12 protein-coding genes and 2 pseudogenes are annotated in these 18,938 nt (G+C 69.9%); 8 read left to right on the forward strand and 6 right to left on the reverse strand.

Annotation, left to right across the window (positions count from 1 at the left end):
- Positions 1 to 73: 73 nt before the first annotated feature.
- Positions 74 to 1,348 (reverse strand): MFS transporter, encoded by a 1,275-nt coding sequence (locus ACFWSK_RS30130; RefSeq protein ID WP_383792965.1) that lies wholly within the window; start codon positions 1,346 to 1,348, stop codon positions 74 to 76.
- A 778-nt stretch (positions 1,349 to 2,126) separates the two neighbouring features.
- Here ACFWSK_RS30130 and ACFWSK_RS30135 point away from each other — a divergent pair.
- Together ACFWSK_RS30135 and ACFWSK_RS30140 are read left to right on the forward strand one after the other, a co-directional pair.
- Positions 2,127 to 3,410, forward strand: coding sequence for a GNAT family N-acetyltransferase (locus tag ACFWSK_RS30135; RefSeq protein ID WP_383792968.1), 1,284 nt, complete (start codon positions 2,127 to 2,129; stop codon positions 3,408 to 3,410).
- Between the two features lie 79 nt (positions 3,411 to 3,489).
- A pseudogene (locus ACFWSK_RS30140) lies at positions 3,490 to 4,703 on the forward strand (IS3 family transposase); the annotation flags it as partial.
- A 117-nt stretch (positions 4,704 to 4,820) separates the two neighbouring features.
- Here the strand turns inward: ACFWSK_RS30140 and ACFWSK_RS30145 are convergent.
- From ACFWSK_RS30145 to ACFWSK_RS30155, 3 genes are all read right to left on the reverse strand, one after another.
- Positions 4,821 to 5,873 carry a HupE/UreJ family protein gene (locus ACFWSK_RS30145; protein ID WP_383792971.1) on the reverse strand — a complete coding sequence of 351 codons (1,053 nt, stop codon included), beginning with the start codon at positions 5,871 to 5,873 and terminating at the stop codon, positions 4,821 to 4,823.
- A 268-nt stretch (positions 5,874 to 6,141) separates the two neighbouring features.
- Entirely contained in the window at positions 6,142 to 6,864 is a 723-nt protein-coding gene (locus tag ACFWSK_RS30150) for a DUF1775 domain-containing protein (protein WP_383792974.1), read from the reverse strand.
- 56 nt (positions 6,865 to 6,920) lie between these two features.
- Complete coding sequence (locus ACFWSK_RS30155) at positions 6,921 to 7,595, reverse strand: hypothetical protein (protein ID WP_383792976.1); 675 nt, start codon at positions 7,593 to 7,595, stop codon at positions 6,921 to 6,923.
- Between the two features lie 264 nt (positions 7,596 to 7,859).
- On the opposite strand from ACFWSK_RS30155, the gene ACFWSK_RS30160 reads away from it, so the two are divergent.
- Together ACFWSK_RS30160 and ACFWSK_RS30165 are read left to right on the forward strand one after the other, a co-directional pair.
- Entirely contained in the window at positions 7,860 to 8,996 is a 1,137-nt protein-coding gene (locus tag ACFWSK_RS30160; protein ID WP_383792979.1) for a cation diffusion facilitator family transporter, read from the forward strand.
- Between the two features lie 137 nt (positions 8,997 to 9,133).
- Positions 9,134 to 9,535 (forward strand): annotated as a pseudogene (locus tag ACFWSK_RS30165) (transposase); the annotation flags it as partial.
- Between the two features lie 17 nt (positions 9,536 to 9,552).
- On the opposite strand, the gene ACFWSK_RS30170 reads toward ACFWSK_RS30165, so the two are convergent.
- Entirely contained in the window at positions 9,553 to 9,864 is a 312-nt protein-coding gene (locus ACFWSK_RS30170) for a hypothetical protein (protein ID WP_383792982.1), read from the reverse strand.
- A 480-nt stretch (positions 9,865 to 10,344) separates the two neighbouring features.
- Positions 10,345 to 12,987: an AMP-binding protein gene (locus tag ACFWSK_RS30175; protein WP_383792986.1), complete on the reverse strand. Its 2,643-nt coding sequence runs from the start codon at positions 12,985 to 12,987 to the stop codon at positions 10,345 to 10,347.
- A 213-nt stretch (positions 12,988 to 13,200) separates the two neighbouring features.
- Here ACFWSK_RS30175 and ACFWSK_RS30180 point away from each other — a divergent pair, with 213 nt between their 5' ends.
- From ACFWSK_RS30180 to ACFWSK_RS30195, 4 genes are all read left to right on the forward strand, one after another.
- Positions 13,201 to 14,220: an iron ABC transporter substrate-binding protein gene (locus ACFWSK_RS30180; RefSeq protein WP_383792989.1), complete on the forward strand. Its 1,020-nt coding sequence runs from the start codon at positions 13,201 to 13,203 to the stop codon at positions 14,218 to 14,220.
- A gap of 5 nt (positions 14,221 to 14,225) precedes the next feature.
- Positions 14,226 to 15,815 carry an ABC transporter permease gene (locus ACFWSK_RS30185; protein ID WP_383792992.1) on the forward strand — a complete coding sequence of 530 codons (1,590 nt, stop codon included), beginning with the start codon at positions 14,226 to 14,228 and terminating at the stop codon, positions 15,813 to 15,815.
- Positions 15,812 to 16,846 (forward strand): ABC transporter ATP-binding protein, encoded by a 1,035-nt coding sequence (locus tag ACFWSK_RS30190; protein WP_383792994.1) that lies wholly within the window; start codon positions 15,812 to 15,814, stop codon positions 16,844 to 16,846. The genes ACFWSK_RS30185 and ACFWSK_RS30190 overlap by 4 nt, the downstream gene beginning before the upstream one ends.
- Positions 16,847 to 17,099: 253 nt before the next feature.
- Positions 17,100 to 17,624 carry a hypothetical protein gene (locus tag ACFWSK_RS30195; RefSeq protein ID WP_383792996.1) on the forward strand — a complete coding sequence of 175 codons (525 nt, stop codon included), beginning with the start codon at positions 17,100 to 17,102 and terminating at the stop codon, positions 17,622 to 17,624.
- Positions 17,625 to 18,938 lie beyond the last annotated feature (1,314 nt).

Below are 18,938 nucleotides of genomic sequence, written 5' to 3' on the forward strand. Positions count from 1 at the left end.
GGCGTACGGGGGCGGGGCCAAGCGACCCGGCTCGGCCCCGGTGATGCGGCGGGGCAGGCACGGCCGGCCCCAGTCAGGTGACCGCCAGGGGTTCGCCGGAGGGCGGGCCGGTCGGCAGGGTCCGCATCCGGCGCAGCGGGGAGAGGAATAGCCAAAGGAAGGCGAGCGAGGTGCCGATCGCCCCCGTGAGCACTGCGCCCCGGGCACCGAACAGTTCGGCCAGCACACCACCGCAGAGGCTGCCGATGGGGCGTGCCCCCCAGGCGAAGAACCGCACGGTGGCGTTGACCCGGCCCAGGAGGTCGGGCGGCACAGTCCGCTGGCGGAAACTGACCTGGGCCACGTTGTAGACGACGAGCGCCGCGCCCAGCCCGAACAGCGCGACGCTGACCAGCGCAAGCTGCCACCCTGGCTGGACGAGTGCGGCGAGCAGGGTGAGCGGGGCGCCGCACGCGACGCTGTACTTCACCGCCGTCGCGTCCCCCAGCCTCTCGATGAGGCGGCGCACCACGAGCGTGGCGAGGACGCCTCCGAGGCTCCCCGCCGTCAGCAGCAGACCCACCGTGGTCGCGGGCACCGCGAGATCGCGGGCGAGCAGGACCAGGAGCATCGCGTAGGACATGCTCCAGAACAGGGTCATCGTCGTGGAGCACAGCACGATGGGCCGCAGCAGCGCGTCCCGCGTCACCACTCGCACGCCCTCGGCGACACCCCGGAGCAGCCTGGGGCGGTCCTTGCGGGGCGGAAGCGGTTCCGGCCGGCGGATCAGGGCGACGAACAGGGCGGACCACACGTACCCCACTGCCGTCGCGACGATCGCGAGAGGCGCGGTCACCAGCTGGATGAGCAGACCGCCTGCGCTGGGGCCGACCACGCCCGCGACCTCCTCGACGCCGATCAGCCGGGCGTTGGCGGCCACGAGGCCGTCACCGCCGACCACGTGCGGCAGGTAGCTCTGCTCGGCGACGTCGAAGAAGACCGTGAGGATGCCGGTGACGAGGGAGACGGCGCACAGGTGGAGCACGTCGAGGGTGCCCAGGCTCCACGCCACCGGAATGCTGCCCAGGGCCACGGCGCGGCCGAGGTCAGAAGCGATCATCACCGTCCGCTTGCGCATACGGTCCACCCACACGCCCGCGGGCAGCCCGATGACGAGGAACGCCGCCGTCTGGCAGGCCGCGACGGCGCTGACCTCAAAGGCGGAAGCGTGCAGGGTAGTGGTCGCAAGGAGTGGCATCGCCAATCCCAGCAGACGGAAACCGAGCTGGCTCAGCGCCTGGGCGGCCAGCAGCAGGCGCAGGGCGCCCACCTCGCCTCCGCCGGCGGTGGAACGGGGTGGTCCGACCATCACCAGTGCCTTTCAGGGGGCGCGGCCCCGTGACGGCACGGGACCGTGGTGCGGCGCACACCCACGACGGGGCCCTGTGGGCGGCGGTCTCCGAGGTGCGGGACGACGCCACCCGGGTCCTGCCGGGAGCGCGACGATGCTAGAGGCGGCACGGGAGCGCCGCAAGCGGGCGAGAGGGGACGGAGAGCGGGTGAAGAGACACGAAAAGTCTTGAGGTGTACGCGAGTTGGGGAAACATCAGGAATCTCCCGGCAAAGCGGCAGGTCACCTCTCCCAGCGGTTTGCTGCTGATATCCGCCGACGCGCGACGACAGCGGCGTGACGTCCCTTTCCTGGCATACGGGCGCTTGCGTCGCCGCACGGCACTGCCCTACGTTGTCCTCGCCACCGCGCCGCAGGTGACGACACGACCACCTTCGCTGCGGTTCGTCCCGCCCCGCGCCCCTGATCCCGGCCCTTCCGCCGTGTGCCGGTGCGGTACCCCTTCCTCTGCGCCCCGCGGGGCGCTACGCCCGCTCCGCCCACGTTCTGCGCTCTGCCCCACCCGCCCAGGTACGCCTCGTACGGCGACCCCATCCCGTCGGGGCGTGCGGTACCTGCGCGGACCTGCGGCACGCCGTCATGGGAAGGGCCTCACGGCACGGCGCCATCGAACAGCAGAAACGGTTCAACCGGCAGAGACCGGCCGACGGGACACGCCGACGGCTCCGGGGGCCGACCGGCCGACGAGCCCGTACGCGACGTCACCGGCCGCCATGGCGCTGATGAGGAGACCACCATGCACACACCGGACGTGGACATCCGGACCGCCGAACGCGACGACCGAAGACCCCCGTCACCTAGCCTGACGCACGAACAGCCCACCCCGGGCGGCGTATCCGCCCTTCCCCCCGCGCTCGGCGTCGTCCGGCGGGCCGCGCACCTTCCCCGCACGTCCTGGGACCGTCTCGCCGGTCCCGACAACGCCTACCTGGCGACCCGTTGGCTCGACGTGGCGGAGGACACCTCCGGCGCGGCCATGCGTTATCTCACCCTCACCGACGGCGAGGGCCTGGCCGGTGCACTGGCCACCGCCGTCGCCGACGCGGATGCCCCGTGGCTCGCCGGCCGCCCCGACACCGTACTGCGGCTGTGCGCGGAAGAGGGGCGGCAGGGAGCACAGGAACTGGCCGCGGACCTTCCCGGCGACCTGACCGACGCCCTACTGCCCGGCCTCGTCTGCGGAGGGCGGCACCTCGGCCGCACCACCCTCTTGAACCGCGACGGCCACGACGCCACCGGCGAACGCCTGCTGGGCGCCGCCGAGCGTATGGCGGACGAGGAGGGACTGCGCAGCGTCGCCTTCCTTCACGTCGACGAGCACGACACCGCGCTGCGGACCCTGCTGACCCGCCGCGGCTACCGCTCCTTCCACTCCGAGGGCTACCACTGGCTGCTGGTGCCGCAGGGCGGCTTCGCGGAGTACCTCACCGGGTTCTCCGCCCACCGCCGCCGCCGGATCGGCGCCGAACGCCGAGCGGTGCGCGACGCCGGCGTACAGATCGCCACAGCCCCGCTCGAACCCGCCGACATCCCCCGCTTCGCGGAGCTGGAGGCCACACTCCTCGGCAAGTACGGAATGAGTGCCTGGACCCCCGCACGCTCCGCGGCCATCCTGGAGCGCGCGCTCGGCGCCTGCGGTCCGGACGCGCTGGCGGCCACCGCCCGCCTCGACGGCGAGATCATCGGCTTCGCGCTGATCGTGGTCCACCAGGACCGCTGGTTCGCGCACCGCGCCGGGTTCGACTATGCCGCCCAGCGCAGGCTGCCGCTCTACTTCGAGCTGCTCTTCTACCACCTGGTCGAGGCCGCGGCCCAGGCCGGCGCCACCATCATCCACTACGGCACAGGCAGCGGCGCCGCCAAAACCTCACGGGGCTGCCTCGGCTCAGGGCAGTACACCTACCTCCGTACGGCGGCCTTCGGCCGAGGGGTGGGGCCACATCGCGTGCCCGTATCCCGCGCCTCGACCACGCCCTCGTCCCGCTCCATGGAAAACGACATCACCGATCCACGCACCTGACTTCCTGGGCACGGCAAAGGCAAGAACGCTGAACCGTTCCGGGTTCGGTAGGGACTCGATCATTTGAGAGGATCGAGTCATGGCACGTCCTTCCCAGTACCCGCTTGAGCTGCGCAAACGAGCCGTCCGCATGGTCGCCGAGATGCGGCCGGAGTACGACACCGAGTGGTCCGCGATGAAGGCCGTCGCGTTGAAACTCGGCATCGGCGCGACCGAGACGCTGCGCAAGTGGGTGCGGCAGGACCAGATCGACGCCGGCGCCCGGCCGGGCACGACGACGGATGAGTCTGCGGAGCTGGAGCGGCTCAAGAAGGAGAACCCCGAGTTGAAGCGGGCGAACGACATCCTCAAGGCGGCAGCGTCCTTCTTCGCGGCCGAGCTCGACCGGCCACACACACGCTCGTAGCGTTCATCGACGAGCACAAGGGCCGCTTCGGCGGCGTCGAGCCGATCTGCCGGGTCCTCACCGACCACGACTGCAAGATCGCCCCCTCCACCTACTACGCCCACCACAAACGCCAGGCCGCACCCGCGGCCCGCACCGTCCGGGACACCGAACTCAAACCCCTGATCAAGGAGGCGTACGACACCAACTACCGCGTCTACGGCGCCAGGAAAATCTGGCGGCACCTGAACCGCCAGGGTCATCCCGTGGCCCGTTGCACCGTCGAACGCCTCATGCGCGAACTCGGCATCACCGGCGCTGTTCGCGGCAAGAAGGTGATCACCACGATCCCGGATCCGGCCGCACCCAGGGCGCCGGACCTGGTCGACCGCGACTTCGTCGCCGACGCACCGAACCGCTGCTGGGCCGCAGACTTCACCCACGTGGCGACCTGGACCGGCGTCGTCTACGTCGCCTTCGTCGTGGACACCTTCTCCCGCCGCATCGTCGGCTGGTCAGCGGCAACCACGAAGGAGACCCGGCTCGTCCTGGACGCGCTCGAGATGGCCCTTTGGCAACGTGATCGCGACCAACACCCCTACATGCGCGGGGAGTTGATACGGCACTCGGATGCCGGGTCGCAGTACACCTCGTTCAAGCTGGCCGAACATCTCGACGTCGCCGGCATCGCGGCGAGCATCGGCTCGGTCGGTGACGCCCTGAACAACGCCCTCATGGAATCGACCATCGGGCTCTACAAAACCGAGTTGATCAAGCCCCAGCGGCCGTGGCGAACGCTCGCCCATGTCGAACTCGCCACCGCCGAGTGGGTCGACTGGTACAACCACAGCCGACTCCACGGTGAGATAGGGCACATCCCGCCCGTCGAGTACGAAGCAAACCACTACCTCATCACCACCCTGACTGTGGGCTCCCTGGTGTCGGGATGTCTCGCCGACAACTCTGCGCTCCGCGCTTCCCGTGCCAAACGGTCCGCCAGGCTCTCCCCGCCGTCGGCCCGGTGCCTACTCGGCTCGGCGCGAGCGGGGGTCGGCTCCCCATTCGCGGATGAACGTCCGTAGGGCATCGAGGTCGAACTCGGAGCAGCTCAGGGTGCGGTAGGCGTTGATGGCCTTGATGGCGTCCTTCTGGTCGGGGGCGGGTCCGCCGACCACGCGGCCGGACTTGGGGTTGGTGACGTATCCGCGTAGTGCGTCCAGGTCGCCTGTGGTGAGCTGGGGCCGGTACTGGACAACGGTGTATCCGTCGCCGATGACGTGGCCGAATCCGGCTTCGGGGGCGGGCTGGCCGGGTTCCGTGAAGTCCTTCGGGTGGCCGGAGTCGCCGGTGAACGACTCGGTGCGGTCGCGGACTTGGCAGTTGCCCAGTGCCTGTGCCTTCTCGGGCGGGTTGCCGATGATGATCAGCGCTGCGGCGGCCAGCACGCCGCAGGCCACCAGAGCGACCTGCGCGGCTCGGAGCACGCGCCCTGTGGGGCGCAGTCGCGGGGAAAGATTGCGGGCCCCGGCGGCGAGGGCGACGAAGACGACGATCGCGGTCATCTGTCCGAGCTCCACGCCGACGTTGAAGGTCAGCACGCGTGCGACTTTACCGTCGTCGGGCAGGTGGAGGTCCTGCAGACGGGTGGCCAGTCCCAGGCCGTGTACGAGGCCGAAGCAGGCGACGGTGGGCGCGAACCAGGGGCGCTCGCCCGCGCCGAGCAGGCCGACGACGCCGGCGAAGACGAGGCTCAGCGCGACGACGACGTCCACGGCGACGGGGTTGACCCGCCAGCTCGCGAGGGTGGCGATCAGCAGTGTGGTGCTATGGCCGAGGGCGAACAGGCTGATCAGAGCGGCGGCACGGCGGGCAGAGCCGGCCAGGAGGAGAACGGCGGCGACGAAGAGTAGATGGTCCCAGCCCAGGAGCATGTGCGTGGTGCCGAGCCAGAGAAACTCCGGCGCGCTCTTGCCGGCGGCGGGGCCGATGCCGTGCGCGAACGCCGACGAGGTACCCGCGGCCAGGAACAAGGCGGTCAGCGGTATGAGGGCGGCACCTGGGCGCCGTAGGTCGAGCATGTGGGGAACCTTTTCCGAAGAGGAGAGGACGCGCTCGCCGGCCCGCACCCATGTCACTCGCCGCGCCCCACCGCCCAGGCCAGGGATCATGCGGGCCGGCAGGAAGGGCGCTCATACAGGCAGAGGGCAGGCTGAACGCGCGTGGGCCGGACACCACCCGAGGGGCGTCCGGCATCCGCGAGACGTGGTCGGTTGAGGTTGAGGTGTGGCGGTGCCGCCACAGCCCGTCGATCGGGAGCCGGATTTGTCCAGGACGAGTTGACCTTGGTCAGGCGCCGGTGGTGTTCGAGCGGCGCTTGAACCACCACCACGCGCCGCCTGCCAGGGCGATGGCCACGAGGGCCAGGGCGATGGGCAGCGCGGGAGAGGTTCCGCCTTCGCCGTCGCTCTTGTCGCCCGCAGCCACTGCGGGGGTCGTCTCTGCCGCAGCGGAAGAAGTGGGGGCGGGTATGGTGGGGGCCGGGGTGGTGGGCTCGGCGCTGGGGCTGACCGGTTCGGCTCCGGGTGCGGCCGGCTTCAGGGTGAGAACGGGTGCGGAGGCGCCGTGGCCGTGGCCGTCGGAGGACTTCTCCAGTTCGATCCAGCGGTCGATGCGCCCGTCGCCGTAGGTCTGCAGGGTCTTGAAGGGGAGCGACTTGGCGTCCGGCAGTTGGCGGACGGTGACGGCGTAATCGGCGTCCTCGCCCGCGGGGACGGCCGGGCCCGCGACTGTGTACCCGTCGTCGTCTGCTGTGAACTTCCAGCCCTTGGGGCCTTCCTTGTACGTGATGTCGCCGGGGGCCATGCCTTTGGGGAGGATCACCTGCAGCTTGGTGATGCCGGCCGATGCGGACTCCGACTCCGCGACGAAGCTCAGGGTGACGTTCTGGGAGAGGGCGCGGGCGTCGTCCGCCTCGACCTCCACGTGGGCCGACGCGGGGCCTGCCGCCGCGGCGAAGGCCGCGAGCACGGCGGCCGTGACGACGGCACTGCGGGCGTGGGTACGGGACACGGGAACTCCTTGGGGAGATGCGGTGTGCCGGTGCGCGCGAGGCACACCGGAAGGACTCAGATGACGGGGATCGCCGGCGTCATGGGAGGTCCTCGCCGCACGACCGCGTGCGCCAGCAGGACCCAGTGGCCGGGCAGGAACGGTGCCCGCGTGCATCCCGCAGGAGGAACCTGCCGCACTCTCATCGGGAGTGGCTCGGCGGATGGCTGGATCCTGCACAGCAGGTCTTTCAGGAGAACACCGGCCGCAGCGGCTGCCCTGCATGCCCTTTCGGCGTGCTGCACGGCCCAGGCCACCAGGAGCGCGACTGCCAGGTGGGAGGCCGTCATGGTCGTGGTGGTGTGCTGGCCGGTGTTCCCCAGCTGATGAGCCTGCGGCATGGAGTGGTGAGCCGCATGGTGCACGGCGTGCGCGGCAGGAGCCGGGTGCGGCGCGGCGTACTGCAACCACCAGTGCATACCGCCCTGGGCCGCCCCGGTGGCAGCCCACACCACGGCCAGCGACCGCGTCCGGCGCACCACGGGCAGGACCAGCAGGAACAGCGCCACGGCAGCGAACAGCCCGGAACGCCAGGACAGTCCCTGGCCTGAGACCAGGTGGTGAGAGCTGGCCCCGAGCGCGGTGCCGGACACGGCGAAGACCGCCGCGCGGACAGCTACGAGCGGCGCACCGTCCCTGGCCCCTTGGCCGGTCCGGTGCGCAGCACGAGCAGATGAGACCGTCCACGGCATGGCGGGTCCATCATGAGCGATGCCCGGCCGACCGATGATACGAACCCTGTCATCCGTCCCCGTCCGGGGGCGCCCAGCACATTTTTCGCCCACTTCTCAACCACCCCAGCCAGCGTTCCCGCCTCACTCAGTCAGGAGGGAGCTCGCTGAGCTCGACGTTGTCGACCTGCTGCCCCAGGCGTGCTGTTGCGAGCACATCGCACCTGGTCACAGCGGGTACGACGGCCATAGCCGCAAGCGAATCCGTGTGCCACGGTGGCGGGCATGGAGGGTAATCAGCACACCCACGCACACGGCCACCACCACGAACCCGTAGCGGCTCACGAGCCCGGTCACACGGGTGAGGACCACCGGCACGGGCCGACGAGCTCCCGGCTCGGGCGGCTGCGCCACCAGCTCGCGCACGCGGTCACGCCGCACAGTCACGAGGCCGCCGACAAGATCGATACGGCGATGGAGACCTCCCGCGAGGGAATGCGCACCCTGTGGATCTCACTCGTCGTCCTGGGCGCAACCACCGTCGTTCAGGCCGTGATCGTCGCCCTGTCCGGGTCGGTGGCACTGCTCGGCGACACGATCCACAATGCCGCCGACGCGCTGACCGCGATCCCGCTGGGCATCGCGTTCCTGCTCGGGCGCAGGGCGGCGAACCGCCGCTACACGTACGGATACGGCCGCGCCGAGGACCTCGCCGGCATCCTCATCGTGGCGACCATCGCCGCCTCCGCCGCCCTGGCCGCCTGGGCTGCCGTCGACCGCCTCCTCAACCCCCGCGACATCACCCATCTCTGGGCGGTCTCCGCCGCGGCGCTGACCGGGTTCATCGGCAACGAGTGGGTAGCCCGCTACCGCATCCGCACCGGAAGGAAGATCGGCTCCGCCGCCCTCGTCGCCGACGGCCTGCACGCTCGCACAGACGGTTTCACCTCCCTCGCCGTCCTCCTCGGCTCCGGCGGCGCGGCACTCGGCTGGCAGGCAGCCGACCCGGTCGTCGGACTCCTCATCACCGCCGCGATCCTGTTCGTCCTCAAGGACGCCACCCGCGAGGTCTACCGACGCCTGATGGACTCCGTCGACCCCACCCTCGTCACCACCGCGGAACACGCACTGCGCGCGGTGAGCGGAGTGCTGGACATCGGACCGGTACGGATGCGGTGGATCGGCCACGCCCTGCGCGCCGAGGCCGACATCGTCGTCGATGCACACCTCACGGTCGTCCAGGCCCACGAACTGGCCGTCGCCGTCGAACACGCACTCATCCACGCCGTACCCCGGCTGACCGCCGCGACCGTCCACACCGACCACGCCCCCACCACCAGCACCGACCCGCATGCCGCACTCGCCCACCACGCCGATCGAACCGGGGCGATGTCAGTGCCGGCTGAAAGGGTCCACGGATGACGAACTCCGCTGCCATCACCGCCTACTGGGACGCCGCCGCCCCCGACTTCGACAACGAACCGGACCACGGCCTGCGGGCCACGGAAACCCGCGCCGCGTGGGCCGGGCTCCTGTCGGCCTGGCTGCCGTCCGTCACCTTGCTGATCACGGTGGGAGACAACCCGGAACGGCTGGCCAGCGAGGCATCCTTCGCCGCGCTGTGCGGGGTCAGCCCGGTCGAGCGTTCCTCGGGACGCCGGCAGTACCGTCGCCTCAACCGCGGCGGGGACCGTCAGGCAAATGCCGCGCTCCACCGGATCGTCTTCACTCGCCTGCGGGTCGACCCGCGCACGCAGGACTACTACGAGCGCCGGATCAAGGAGGGCAAGACCCGCCGCGAAATCGGCCGCTGCCTCAAGCACACGATCACCGCCCGCCGCCGCGACGGTCAGCTCGTTGCCGCGGTCGTCCCCGGCCGCCTCATGGACAGCGGCAATCTGTGCGCCCGCTACCAGGGCTCCAGCCGTACGGCCTGCGTACAGATCATCAACCGCAACTGACTTGAGTACCTTGGTACTCAGGCCAATGAGTACACGACGTGGACGGTCGTTCGGACCGTCCCCTCTCCTGGGGAGAGGTGTCCGAGGGGCTCCGGGGCGGTGATGAGGATAGAGGAGGTGCGGTCGTTGATCCGGCCGCCGAGGCTGGGTGCGTCCTTGATGAGCTCGAGCTTTTCGCCGCTGAAGTCACGGCCGTCGAACAGCGTGACGGTCCAGGCGGGGGGAACGCGCACGGAAGAGATGATGTCGTTGAAGTCCTCGGCAAGGACGTACTTGCCCGGGCCCAACGCCTTGCTCTTGCCCTGGTGGTTGGTGTCGGAGAAGAACACCGCTTAGCTCATGACAGCTCCCGATTTCCGTAGGCGCACTATGCGACACCCAAGGTAACTCTGCGTTGCTGTCCCTGCCGCTCCGCCATTCGCTGTCCAACGATCCAACTTCGGTGAGCGATGCTCAGCCAGGCTGCGGCAGGTCACCTCCACCCGTCTTGGAGTGATCGGCCCATGGGGCAGGCGCGTAGTGGCTACGGCGCAAGGGCCGTCCAAGCGATCTTCCGGACGGCACACGCAACAGATGCGGGGAGAGCGCGCGGAGCCGACGATCGTGGCGAGAACCTTTGGCTCTGTGGACTCCGTACCAGGTCGGGGGACCCGAACCGTCGCTGGCCGCTACTGGCCGAGCGCATCAACAGTGCGGCCGAGGGGGTCGGTACCCGGCACGTCGACGCCGTCCTGGTCCAGTTTTCAGGCCGGGTTTAGCCGTGTTCGGGATGTTCGCAGGGACGTGACCGCGGACACTCCGCAAGCAGCTCAAAGCCCTTCCTTGGCAACGTTCCGCGAGGAGCTGAGCTGCGGCGGCCACCGCCGCGTTGTTGGTGGCGATTGCCCCGTCGAGCGACGTGCGCGCCCGTTCGGCGAAAGCCGCGAGGGCAGTCCGCGCATCAGGCGGGTTGCTGCGGTGCCGTAGGCGATGCCGAAGATCAGGGAGGCGAGGAAGGCCAAGTGCCTGGAGAACCCGTCGATCAGCGGGAAGATCTGCCAGTGGGTCAGGTAGATGTACAGGGAGTTGGTGGCCAGGACGCCGGCGACCTGGTTGACGCGTTCGCGGCTGGGGAGGGACGGCGCCCACACGAGCACGGCGAACGTGGTGATGATGATCGCTTCTCGTCCGAGGTCGCCGGGGAAGAAGCCGGGCACCGTGGCCAGAGCGGCGGCCGTGACAATGACCCGCTGTGCCTTGGTGCTGGCCTTCGCCGCCGCCCAGCCGAGCGCGAACAGCCAGAAGACGGTGACCGCGTCGGGTATTTGGGCGCGGTCGGGGAGGCCGAGCAGTTCATAGCGGGTGAGCAGGCCGAGAGCGGCGAGCGTCAGGGGCAGGCCGTAGGGGAACCGGCGCTCTGCCCGGTCCGCGAGAGGGAGCGTCAGGAGGGCTACGGCGACGATGAGGATGTAGACCAGCGCCTCGATGAACCAGAAGTGCATGCCTGTCTTGCTGTCCTCGGGCCCGAACACGCTGTCGAGGAGAGCGAGGTTGGCCAGGGTGTAGTCGTCGTTGAGGAGGAGTACGAAGCCGATCCAGATCATGGTCGGCACCGCGACCCGCGCGATGCTGAGACAGGCGCGCCGGATGCGTTCGCCGCGTTCGGCGGTGGTGAGGTGGAAGCGGGCGAAGTTGTAGCCCGCGATGGCGAGGAGCAGGTGTGCTCCCCCCTTGATACCGAAGACGGGGATGTGCGAGCCGACGATGCAGAAGATCGCCATGGCGCGCAGGGCGACACTGCTCTCCAGCGCCCGCCTGCGCGCGGGGATCCGTCCCTCCGGCGGCCTGAGTTCCCGGATCGGCGTGATGTGCCAGTCGGTCGGCAGGTGGCCGAGCCGTTCCTCGAGGTGGAGTGACATCTCGACGTACGAGAGGGAGTCACCGCCCAGGCTGACGAAGGTGCTCTCCGGCGTCACTTCGGGCCGGTCGAGGATGCGTGCGTAGAGCAGGCACAGGTCCTCAGGGCCGCTGCCCGGAATCTGCTTGGGCGTCGATGGGGCGGAGTCGGCCGGACGGGTAAGTTCGCGCACCGCGCGGTAGTCGGGCTTGCCCGTGGGCAGACGGGGGAGGTCGGCCAGCACGTGGACACGGACCGCGCGGGCCGGCAGGCCGCACTCGCTCGTCACCAGGCCACGTATCCGGCGGGCGTCGGCCGCACGTGTGCCGACAGCGGCGATCGCGAGTGCCTCGTCGTCGTCGGCGGCGCACAGCGCGGTGACGCCGTGCCGTACGAGCATCGTCTCGACCTGCGCGGGGTCGATGCGCAGGCCGAGGATCTTCGCGAACCGGCTGCGTCGGCCGACGATCTCGTACAGTCCGTCAGGAGTGCGCCGCGCGATGTCACCCGTGTGTAGTTCGTCCAGGGTCCGCCCGAGGGCGAGGTCGTGGGGGGTCTGTGCGTAGCCGAGCATGACATTCGGCCCCGCGTACACGAGCTCCCCGGTGCCCTCGGGCCAGTCGGCCAGCGGTTCGAGGCGGAAGGATCCACCGGGGATCGGAACACCGGCTGCCTCGGGGTGGGTTTCCGCGAGGCCGGGCGGCAGGTAGGACATGCGGGCCGTGGCCTCGGTCTGCCCGTACATCGCGAACAGCTCCCAGCCGGCGGCGCGGCCGAGAGCCGCGTAGTGCCGGACCCTGTCGGGCGCGAGCCGTCCGCCCGCCTGGGTGACGTAGCGCAGGTGGGGCAGGTCCATCGCGGCGAAGCCGACGCGGTCGAGTAGGTCGAAGGTGTACGGGACACCGGCGAAGGTCGTCCCGTGGGCGGTCCGGAACAGGTCCCAGAAGCAACTGTCGGCGACCGAAAGGCCGGTGAGGATCACTGCGGCGCCGTGCAGCAGATGGCTGTGGATGACGGAGAGGCCGTAGCAGTAGTGCATGGGCAAGGTCGTGGCGGCACGGTCGGTGTCCCGGATTCCCAGGTACTCCGCTATGGACTCCGCGTTGGCCTGAAGGTTCTCGTGTGAAAGCCGGACCAGCTTCGGCGACCCTGTCGAGCCGGACGTGCTCAGAAGGAGGGCGAGGTCCGGGTGCAGGTCGTGCGCGGAGACGGGACGCCGCTCGTCGAGCAGCCACTCCCCGCCGGCATCGGGGCGTGCCACGACGTCCGGGTTGTACGCGCCGATGAGGGACTGCACTGCTTCTGGGTGGTCACCCGGCACGAGCAGGACCGGGTGTCCGGCCGAGAGTGCCGCCAGATGGACGACGAGTGCCTCGACGGTGTTGGCGCCGACCACCAGGACGAGTCGGCGCTCGCGACCCAGGCGATGGGCTGTCGCTTCCACTCGGGCGGCGAGCTCGCGGTAGCTCACGGGGCCGTCGGCGGTGATGACCGCGGTGCGGTCGCCGTGGGTCGCGAGCTCGGTGGCGAAGGGGACGTTCTTGGTGCCTGGCAGCGGGGCGGAAGGGGCTGTCATGAGCGCATCTTAGGAAAGCCTTACCTCATGGAAAGTCACGGGGAAGTCACAGGTGAGGCATGGAAGATCCATAGGGAATTCACAGGTAGGGTCGGCTCCGCCGAACCCCGATGCGGCCAAAACGTTGCGTTCGTCACCCTTGACCTTTAGGTTAGCTTTACCTTACTTATTGGGCGTACACAGGTTCTCGCTGCACGTGCAGGAAGGCTTTCCATGCGACGCCCCTTGGCCCATCGTCTCGCCGCGCTCTCCACGGCGGCGCTCCTCCTTCCCGTCGTCGCGGGCTGCGGCGTCGACGAGGACGATGCCGGGCTCGTGATCTACTCCGGGCGGAACGAGAAGCTGGTCGAGCCGCTTCTCGACGAGCTCGAGAAGGCCGTCGGCACCACGATCGCCGTCCGCTACGGCGAGAGCGCCGAACTCGCCGCCCAGATCCAGGAAGAGGGCGACAAGACCAAGGCGGGCCTGTTCTTCTCCCAGGACGCCGGCGCCCTCGGCGCCCTCTCCACCAAGGGCTTGCTGGCGAAGCTGCCCCAGGCGTCGCTCGACAAGGTCGACCCGGCGTTCCGCGGCGGCGCGGGTGACTGGGTCGGTACCTCCGGGCGTGTCCGCGTCCTCGCGTACAACCCCGGCCAGGTGTCCAAGGTTCCCGACACCGTGCACGACCTGGTCAAGCCGGAGTGGAAGGGCAAGGTCGGCTATGTCCCGACCAACGCGTCCTTCCAGGCTTTCGTCACCGGCATGCGCGTCCTCGAGGGCGACGACGCCACTCGCACCTGGCTCAAGGGGCTCAAGGCCAACGAGCCGAAGGTCTACGACAACAACCTCAAGGTCCTCGAAGGTGTCGGCAAGGGCGAGGTCTCGCTCGGCCTGGTCAACCACTACTACTGGTACGAGCAGGTCGCCGAGAAGGGCGAGAGCGAGGTCAAGGCGAAGATCCACTTCCTGCCGGGCGGCGACCCGGGCGCCCTCGTCAACTCGGCCGGAGTGGGGATCCTCAAGGGCAGCGACCAGGCGCCGGTGGCGCAGAAGGCCGTCGACTTCCTGCTCTCGGAGAAGGCGCAGAAGTACTTCGCCGAGGACACCAAGGAGTACCCGCTGGCCGCCGGAGTGACCAGTACCGTCAAGGAACTGCCGCCGCTGGCCTCTCTCGACGCGCCCAAGATCGACCTCGGCAAGCTGGAATCGCTTCAGGAGACCCTGAAGATGCTCCAGGAAGCCGGGATGGTCTGACCCTCATGCACTCCACGGATCCCGTCGCACCGGCGGATCCCGCAGCCTGCCCGGCAGGCGCCACCGCGCCGGCCGGGTGGCTGCGTGCCGGGCGCCGCCCGCCCGCCGACCTGCTCGTTCCCGCGGCCCTCGCCGCGCTGTTCGCGCTGCTGCCGCTCGGCTACCTCGCCGTACGTTCCCTGGAACGAGGTCCCGCGTTCGCCTGGGACGTCATCGCCAACGAGCGCACGGCCCTGCTGCTCGGCCGCAGTCTCGGACTGGCCGCCGTCGTCGTATCGGCCTCCCTCCTGCTGGGCGTGTCCCTGGCCTGGCTCACCGTACGGACCGCGCTGCCCGGCGCCCGGACCTGGTCGGTTCTGGTGACCCTGCCCCTGGCCGTGCCGAGCTACGTCGCCGCCTTCACCTGGCTGTCCGCGTTCCCCGGCCTCGCGGGCTTCAAAGGCGCCGCCCTCGCGCTGACGCTGGTGAGCTTCCCCTACGTCTACCTGCCCGTCACCGCCGCACTGCGCGGGGCCGATCCGGCACAAGAGGAGGTCTCGCGCTCGCTCGGCCACGGGCCGCTGCGGACCTTCCTGCGCGTCACGCTGCCGCAGTTGCGCCCCGCCGCGGCCGGGGGAGCCGTACTGGTCGCGCTGTACGTGTTCTCCGACTTCGGCGCCGTCTCCCTGATGCGCTACGACACATTCACTCGCGGCATCTACACCTCGTACCGGGCCAGCTTCGACCGCACCCCGGCCGCCGCACTGAGCGTCGTCCTGGTCGTGATGACGATCCTGCTCGTCGCCGCCGAGGCCCGTACCCGCGGCCGCGCGGGCCACGCCAGGACCGGGACCGGCACCGCACGCCCAGCCGTCCCCGCAACGCTGGGCCAGTGGCGGATACCCGCCCTGGCCTGGTGCACGGCGGTCACCGCCATCGCCGTCCTCATGCCGCTGGCCACGCTCGGGTACTGGCTCACCGTGGGCAATTCCGCGACCTGGGACCCCGCCCGGCTCCTCGACACCGCCGGCACCACCCTCGGCGTCGCCGCCGCGGGCGCCGCCCTCACCACGCTCCTCGCCCTGCCCGTCGGGGTCATCGCCGCCCGCCACCGCGGCCGCACCGCTCACCTCCTGGAGCAGTCCGCCTACGCGGGGCACGCCCTGCCCGGCATCACCGTTGCCCTGTCCCTGGTCTTCTTCGCGGTCCGCTACGCCGAACCCCTCTACCAGGAACTACCGCTGCTCGTCTGCGCGTACGCCGTGCTCTTCCTGCCCGTCGCGGTGGCCGCCACCCGCGCCGCCGTCCTCCAGTCCCCGCCGGTCCTGGAGGATGTAGCCCGCTCACTCGGCCGCAGCCCCCTGCGCGTACTGCGCGAGATCACCGTGCCGCTGGCCGCGCCCGGGGTCGCCGCCGGAGCTGCCCTCACCTTCGTCGTGTGCATGAAGGAACTCCCTGCAACGCTCCTGCTGCGTCCCACCGGCATGGACACCCTCGCCACCCGCCTCTGGACGGAGACCGGGACCGGCTCGTTCGCCGCGGCGGCCCCCTATGCCGCGGCGCTGATCCTGTTGGCGGCCATCCCCTCCTACCTCCTCGGGCGGCACCGCACATGACCGACGTACAGATCACCGGCGTGTCGAAGTCCTACGGCCCGGACGCGCCCGTCCTGCGCGGACTCGACCTCACCGTCCCCGCCGGCACCCTGGCCGCTCTCCTCGGCCCCTCCGGCTGCGGCAAGACCACCCTGCTCCGCGTCGTCGCCGGCTTCCTGCGCGCCGATACGGGCACCGTCACCGTCGGCGGACGCATCCTGGCGGGTCCGGGAGTGCACCTTCCCCCAGAGCGCCGCCGCATCGGCATCGTCCCCCAGGAGGGCGCTCTCTTCCCGCACTTGAGCGTCGCCCACAACGTCGCCTTCGGGCTGACCGGCCTCGACCGTGCCGAACGCCGGAGCCGCACGGAGGAGATGCTCGAACTCGTCGGCCTCGGCGGCTACGGCGACCGGATGCCGCACGAGCTCTCCGGCGGCCAGCAACAACGCATCGCCCTGGCCCGCGCTTTGGCACCGGAGCCGGCCCTGGTCCTGCTGGACGAACCGTTCAACGCCCTCGACAGCGCCCTGCGCGCCGGGGTCAGGGCGGATGTCCGAGCCGCCCTGCGCGCCACCGGAGCCACCGCCCTGCTGGTCACCCACGACCAGCAGGAAGCCCTCTCCACGGCCGACCTCGTCGCCGTCGTACGGGACGGCCGCGTGGCTCACTGCGACACACCGCAAGAGGTCTACCGCCGCCCCGCCGACCCCTGGGTGGCCCGCTTCGTCGGCGACGCCGTACTCATCCCCGGCACCGCCGACCACGACACCGCAACGACCGCACTCGGCCGCCTTCCCCTCGCGGCACCCCCTGTCGGCCGGAACGAGGGCACCGTCCTGCTACGACCCGAGCAACTCCAGCTCACCGAAACCGCGACAGCCGCCCAGGGCACCGTCACCGACGTGACCTTCTACGGCCACGACGCCATGGTCACCGTCTCCGTCGACGGCCTGGAGAGCCCGGTCGGCATCCGGGTCGCCGGGCCCGTCGCCGTACGCCCGGGCCAGCGCACCGGCATCCTCGTCAAGGGCGAGGCAACACTCCACACATGAACCGGAGCCGTCCAGGGTCCCCGGCCAGGCGGGGTAGTGTCGGCGGTTGCGAAGGGGAGCAGCCCCGCGAACCGGTCGTCGACACACTGGAGCCCCCGTGCTCTCGGCGGCCGGTCCTGCGTCTGACGCGGGCGGGCGAGACCCTTCGGTCAGACATGGACGTGCCCGCGCCCTGCGGGCTCGACCGTTGGGTCATTCGCGGTGCCTGGCTGCCCGGCCGTACCTTCACCGGACCGGACGACTTCAACACCCAGTGACCGCCTGGCTGAACATCGCCAACCGGCGCCAGCACCGCACCCTGGGCGCCCGCCCGATCGACCGGTGGGAAGCCGACCGGGCCCAGATGCTCACCCTGCCACCCGTCGATCCGCCGCGCTGGTGGCGCTTCGCCACCCGCATCGGCCGCGACCACTACGTTCGCGTCGACACCTGCGACTTCTCCGTGCACCTCCTGGCCATCGGCAAGAAAGTCCAGGTCCGTACGGACACCGACGAGGTCATCGTCACCCTCACCCCCGGCGGAGCAGAAGTCGCCCGCCACCCGCGGTGCTGGGCGAAACAGCAGACGATCACCGACCCCGTCCATGCCCGCGCCGCGGCCCTCCTGCGCGGTGACTACCGGCATCAGCAAGCCTCCCGGGCCCTGACAGCCCGCCAGGCAGGCGACGCCACCGCTGCTGACCTCGTCGAGGTCGAGCAACGGCAACTCGACTCCCATGAACGTATGTTCACTCTCATCGAGTGCGGCGGCGGACACGACGAGCCGGAGGTCTCCTGATGTCACCCACTACCACCAAGGCCGGCCCCGACAAGCCCCGAACCGGCCGTCAGACCGCCGCCGACCTGTCCTTCCTGACCCGGGCGATGAAGGCCCCGGCACGACACAGACTGAACAACAGCAACCAGACCCAGTGGGGCAAAGTTCGACCGCCCAAACTGGGTCAGGATTCAGCCGCCGCCGACACCGACGCGGCCCGGTGCCGGCAACACGACACGTCATCGGATCGGAAGGGGGACGCTCATGTCCGGTGCGTCGCCTGCTCCGAAGCCGCTCCGTCGTCGACCTGTGGGGGAGGCGGTTTGGGAGTAGACCCGCATCGGGGTTGCACGGCTGGACAGCGAGGCGTCCTTCGCGCGCTGTGCGGGGTCAGCCCCTTGATCGTTTCTCAGGGCGCCGGCAGTCCCGTCGCCTCAACCGCGGCGGCGGCGGTCAGGCAAATGCTGCACTCCACCGCATTGTGTACACGCGCCTGATGGTCGACCCACGCGCTTAAGGCCACCACGAGCTCCGAATCAAGGAGGGCAGGCCCCGGCGCGAAATCGTCCTTGCCTCAAACGCTGGGCCGCCCGGGAGGTCGTTCACCTGGTCGGACAGCTGCAACCAGGACCCCGCTCATAGGGGCTGTCGTGACAGATGAGAGGGTCGGACGGGTGAGCGAGACACCCCCGAACACCCTGAAATACCGCTTTGACGGGCCAGAAGATGCCCCGGTCCTGGTCATAGGCCCGTCGCTGGGTACCACATGGCACATGTCGTAGAAACCGTCCATGAGGGTCCAGCTGGTCCAGGATAATCGTGTATGTGCAGTTCAGGGTCCTGCGGTGGGAGAGCGTCCAGGGGGTTGGTGACAGGCGTGTGACACCAACGTAGGAGCTGGCGATGCCTGCCGGACTGTTCTGGGCTGACGAGTGTGGTCCAGCTGCGGAGTGTCCGGGTCTGCTGCGGCCGAGGTTCAGTGAGAGCCGGGACTGTTCGCGACAGCATGCCGGTGAGGGGCTGTCGTCGACGGCGGTGTGCGTCCTCGTGTCCATGGACCGCTCGTGTTCGGTGAGATCGGGATTTCGCAGCGGATTTCCTTTCCGCCGGCTTCGTCGATCTCTGCATCGGTACGCCGATGACCGTTTTCAGTGGATGCCGCTGTCTGTATTGCCGCTACGAGCGCGAGGCCGAGTACTTTATCGCCTTCGGAGGCGTCGTAAAGCACCGTGGCCGCGTTGTTACTGAGGTTTAACTCGTGGTGTCGTTACGCAGATCTGATGGTCAGGCCGGTCTCGGCTAGGCAGCCGTCGATTAGGTTGCTGCGGTACTGGA

The organism is Streptomyces sp. NPDC058620 (genome assembly GCF_042717135.1).
Taxonomy (GTDB): domain Bacteria; phylum Actinomycetota; class Actinomycetes; order Streptomycetales; family Streptomycetaceae; genus Streptomyces.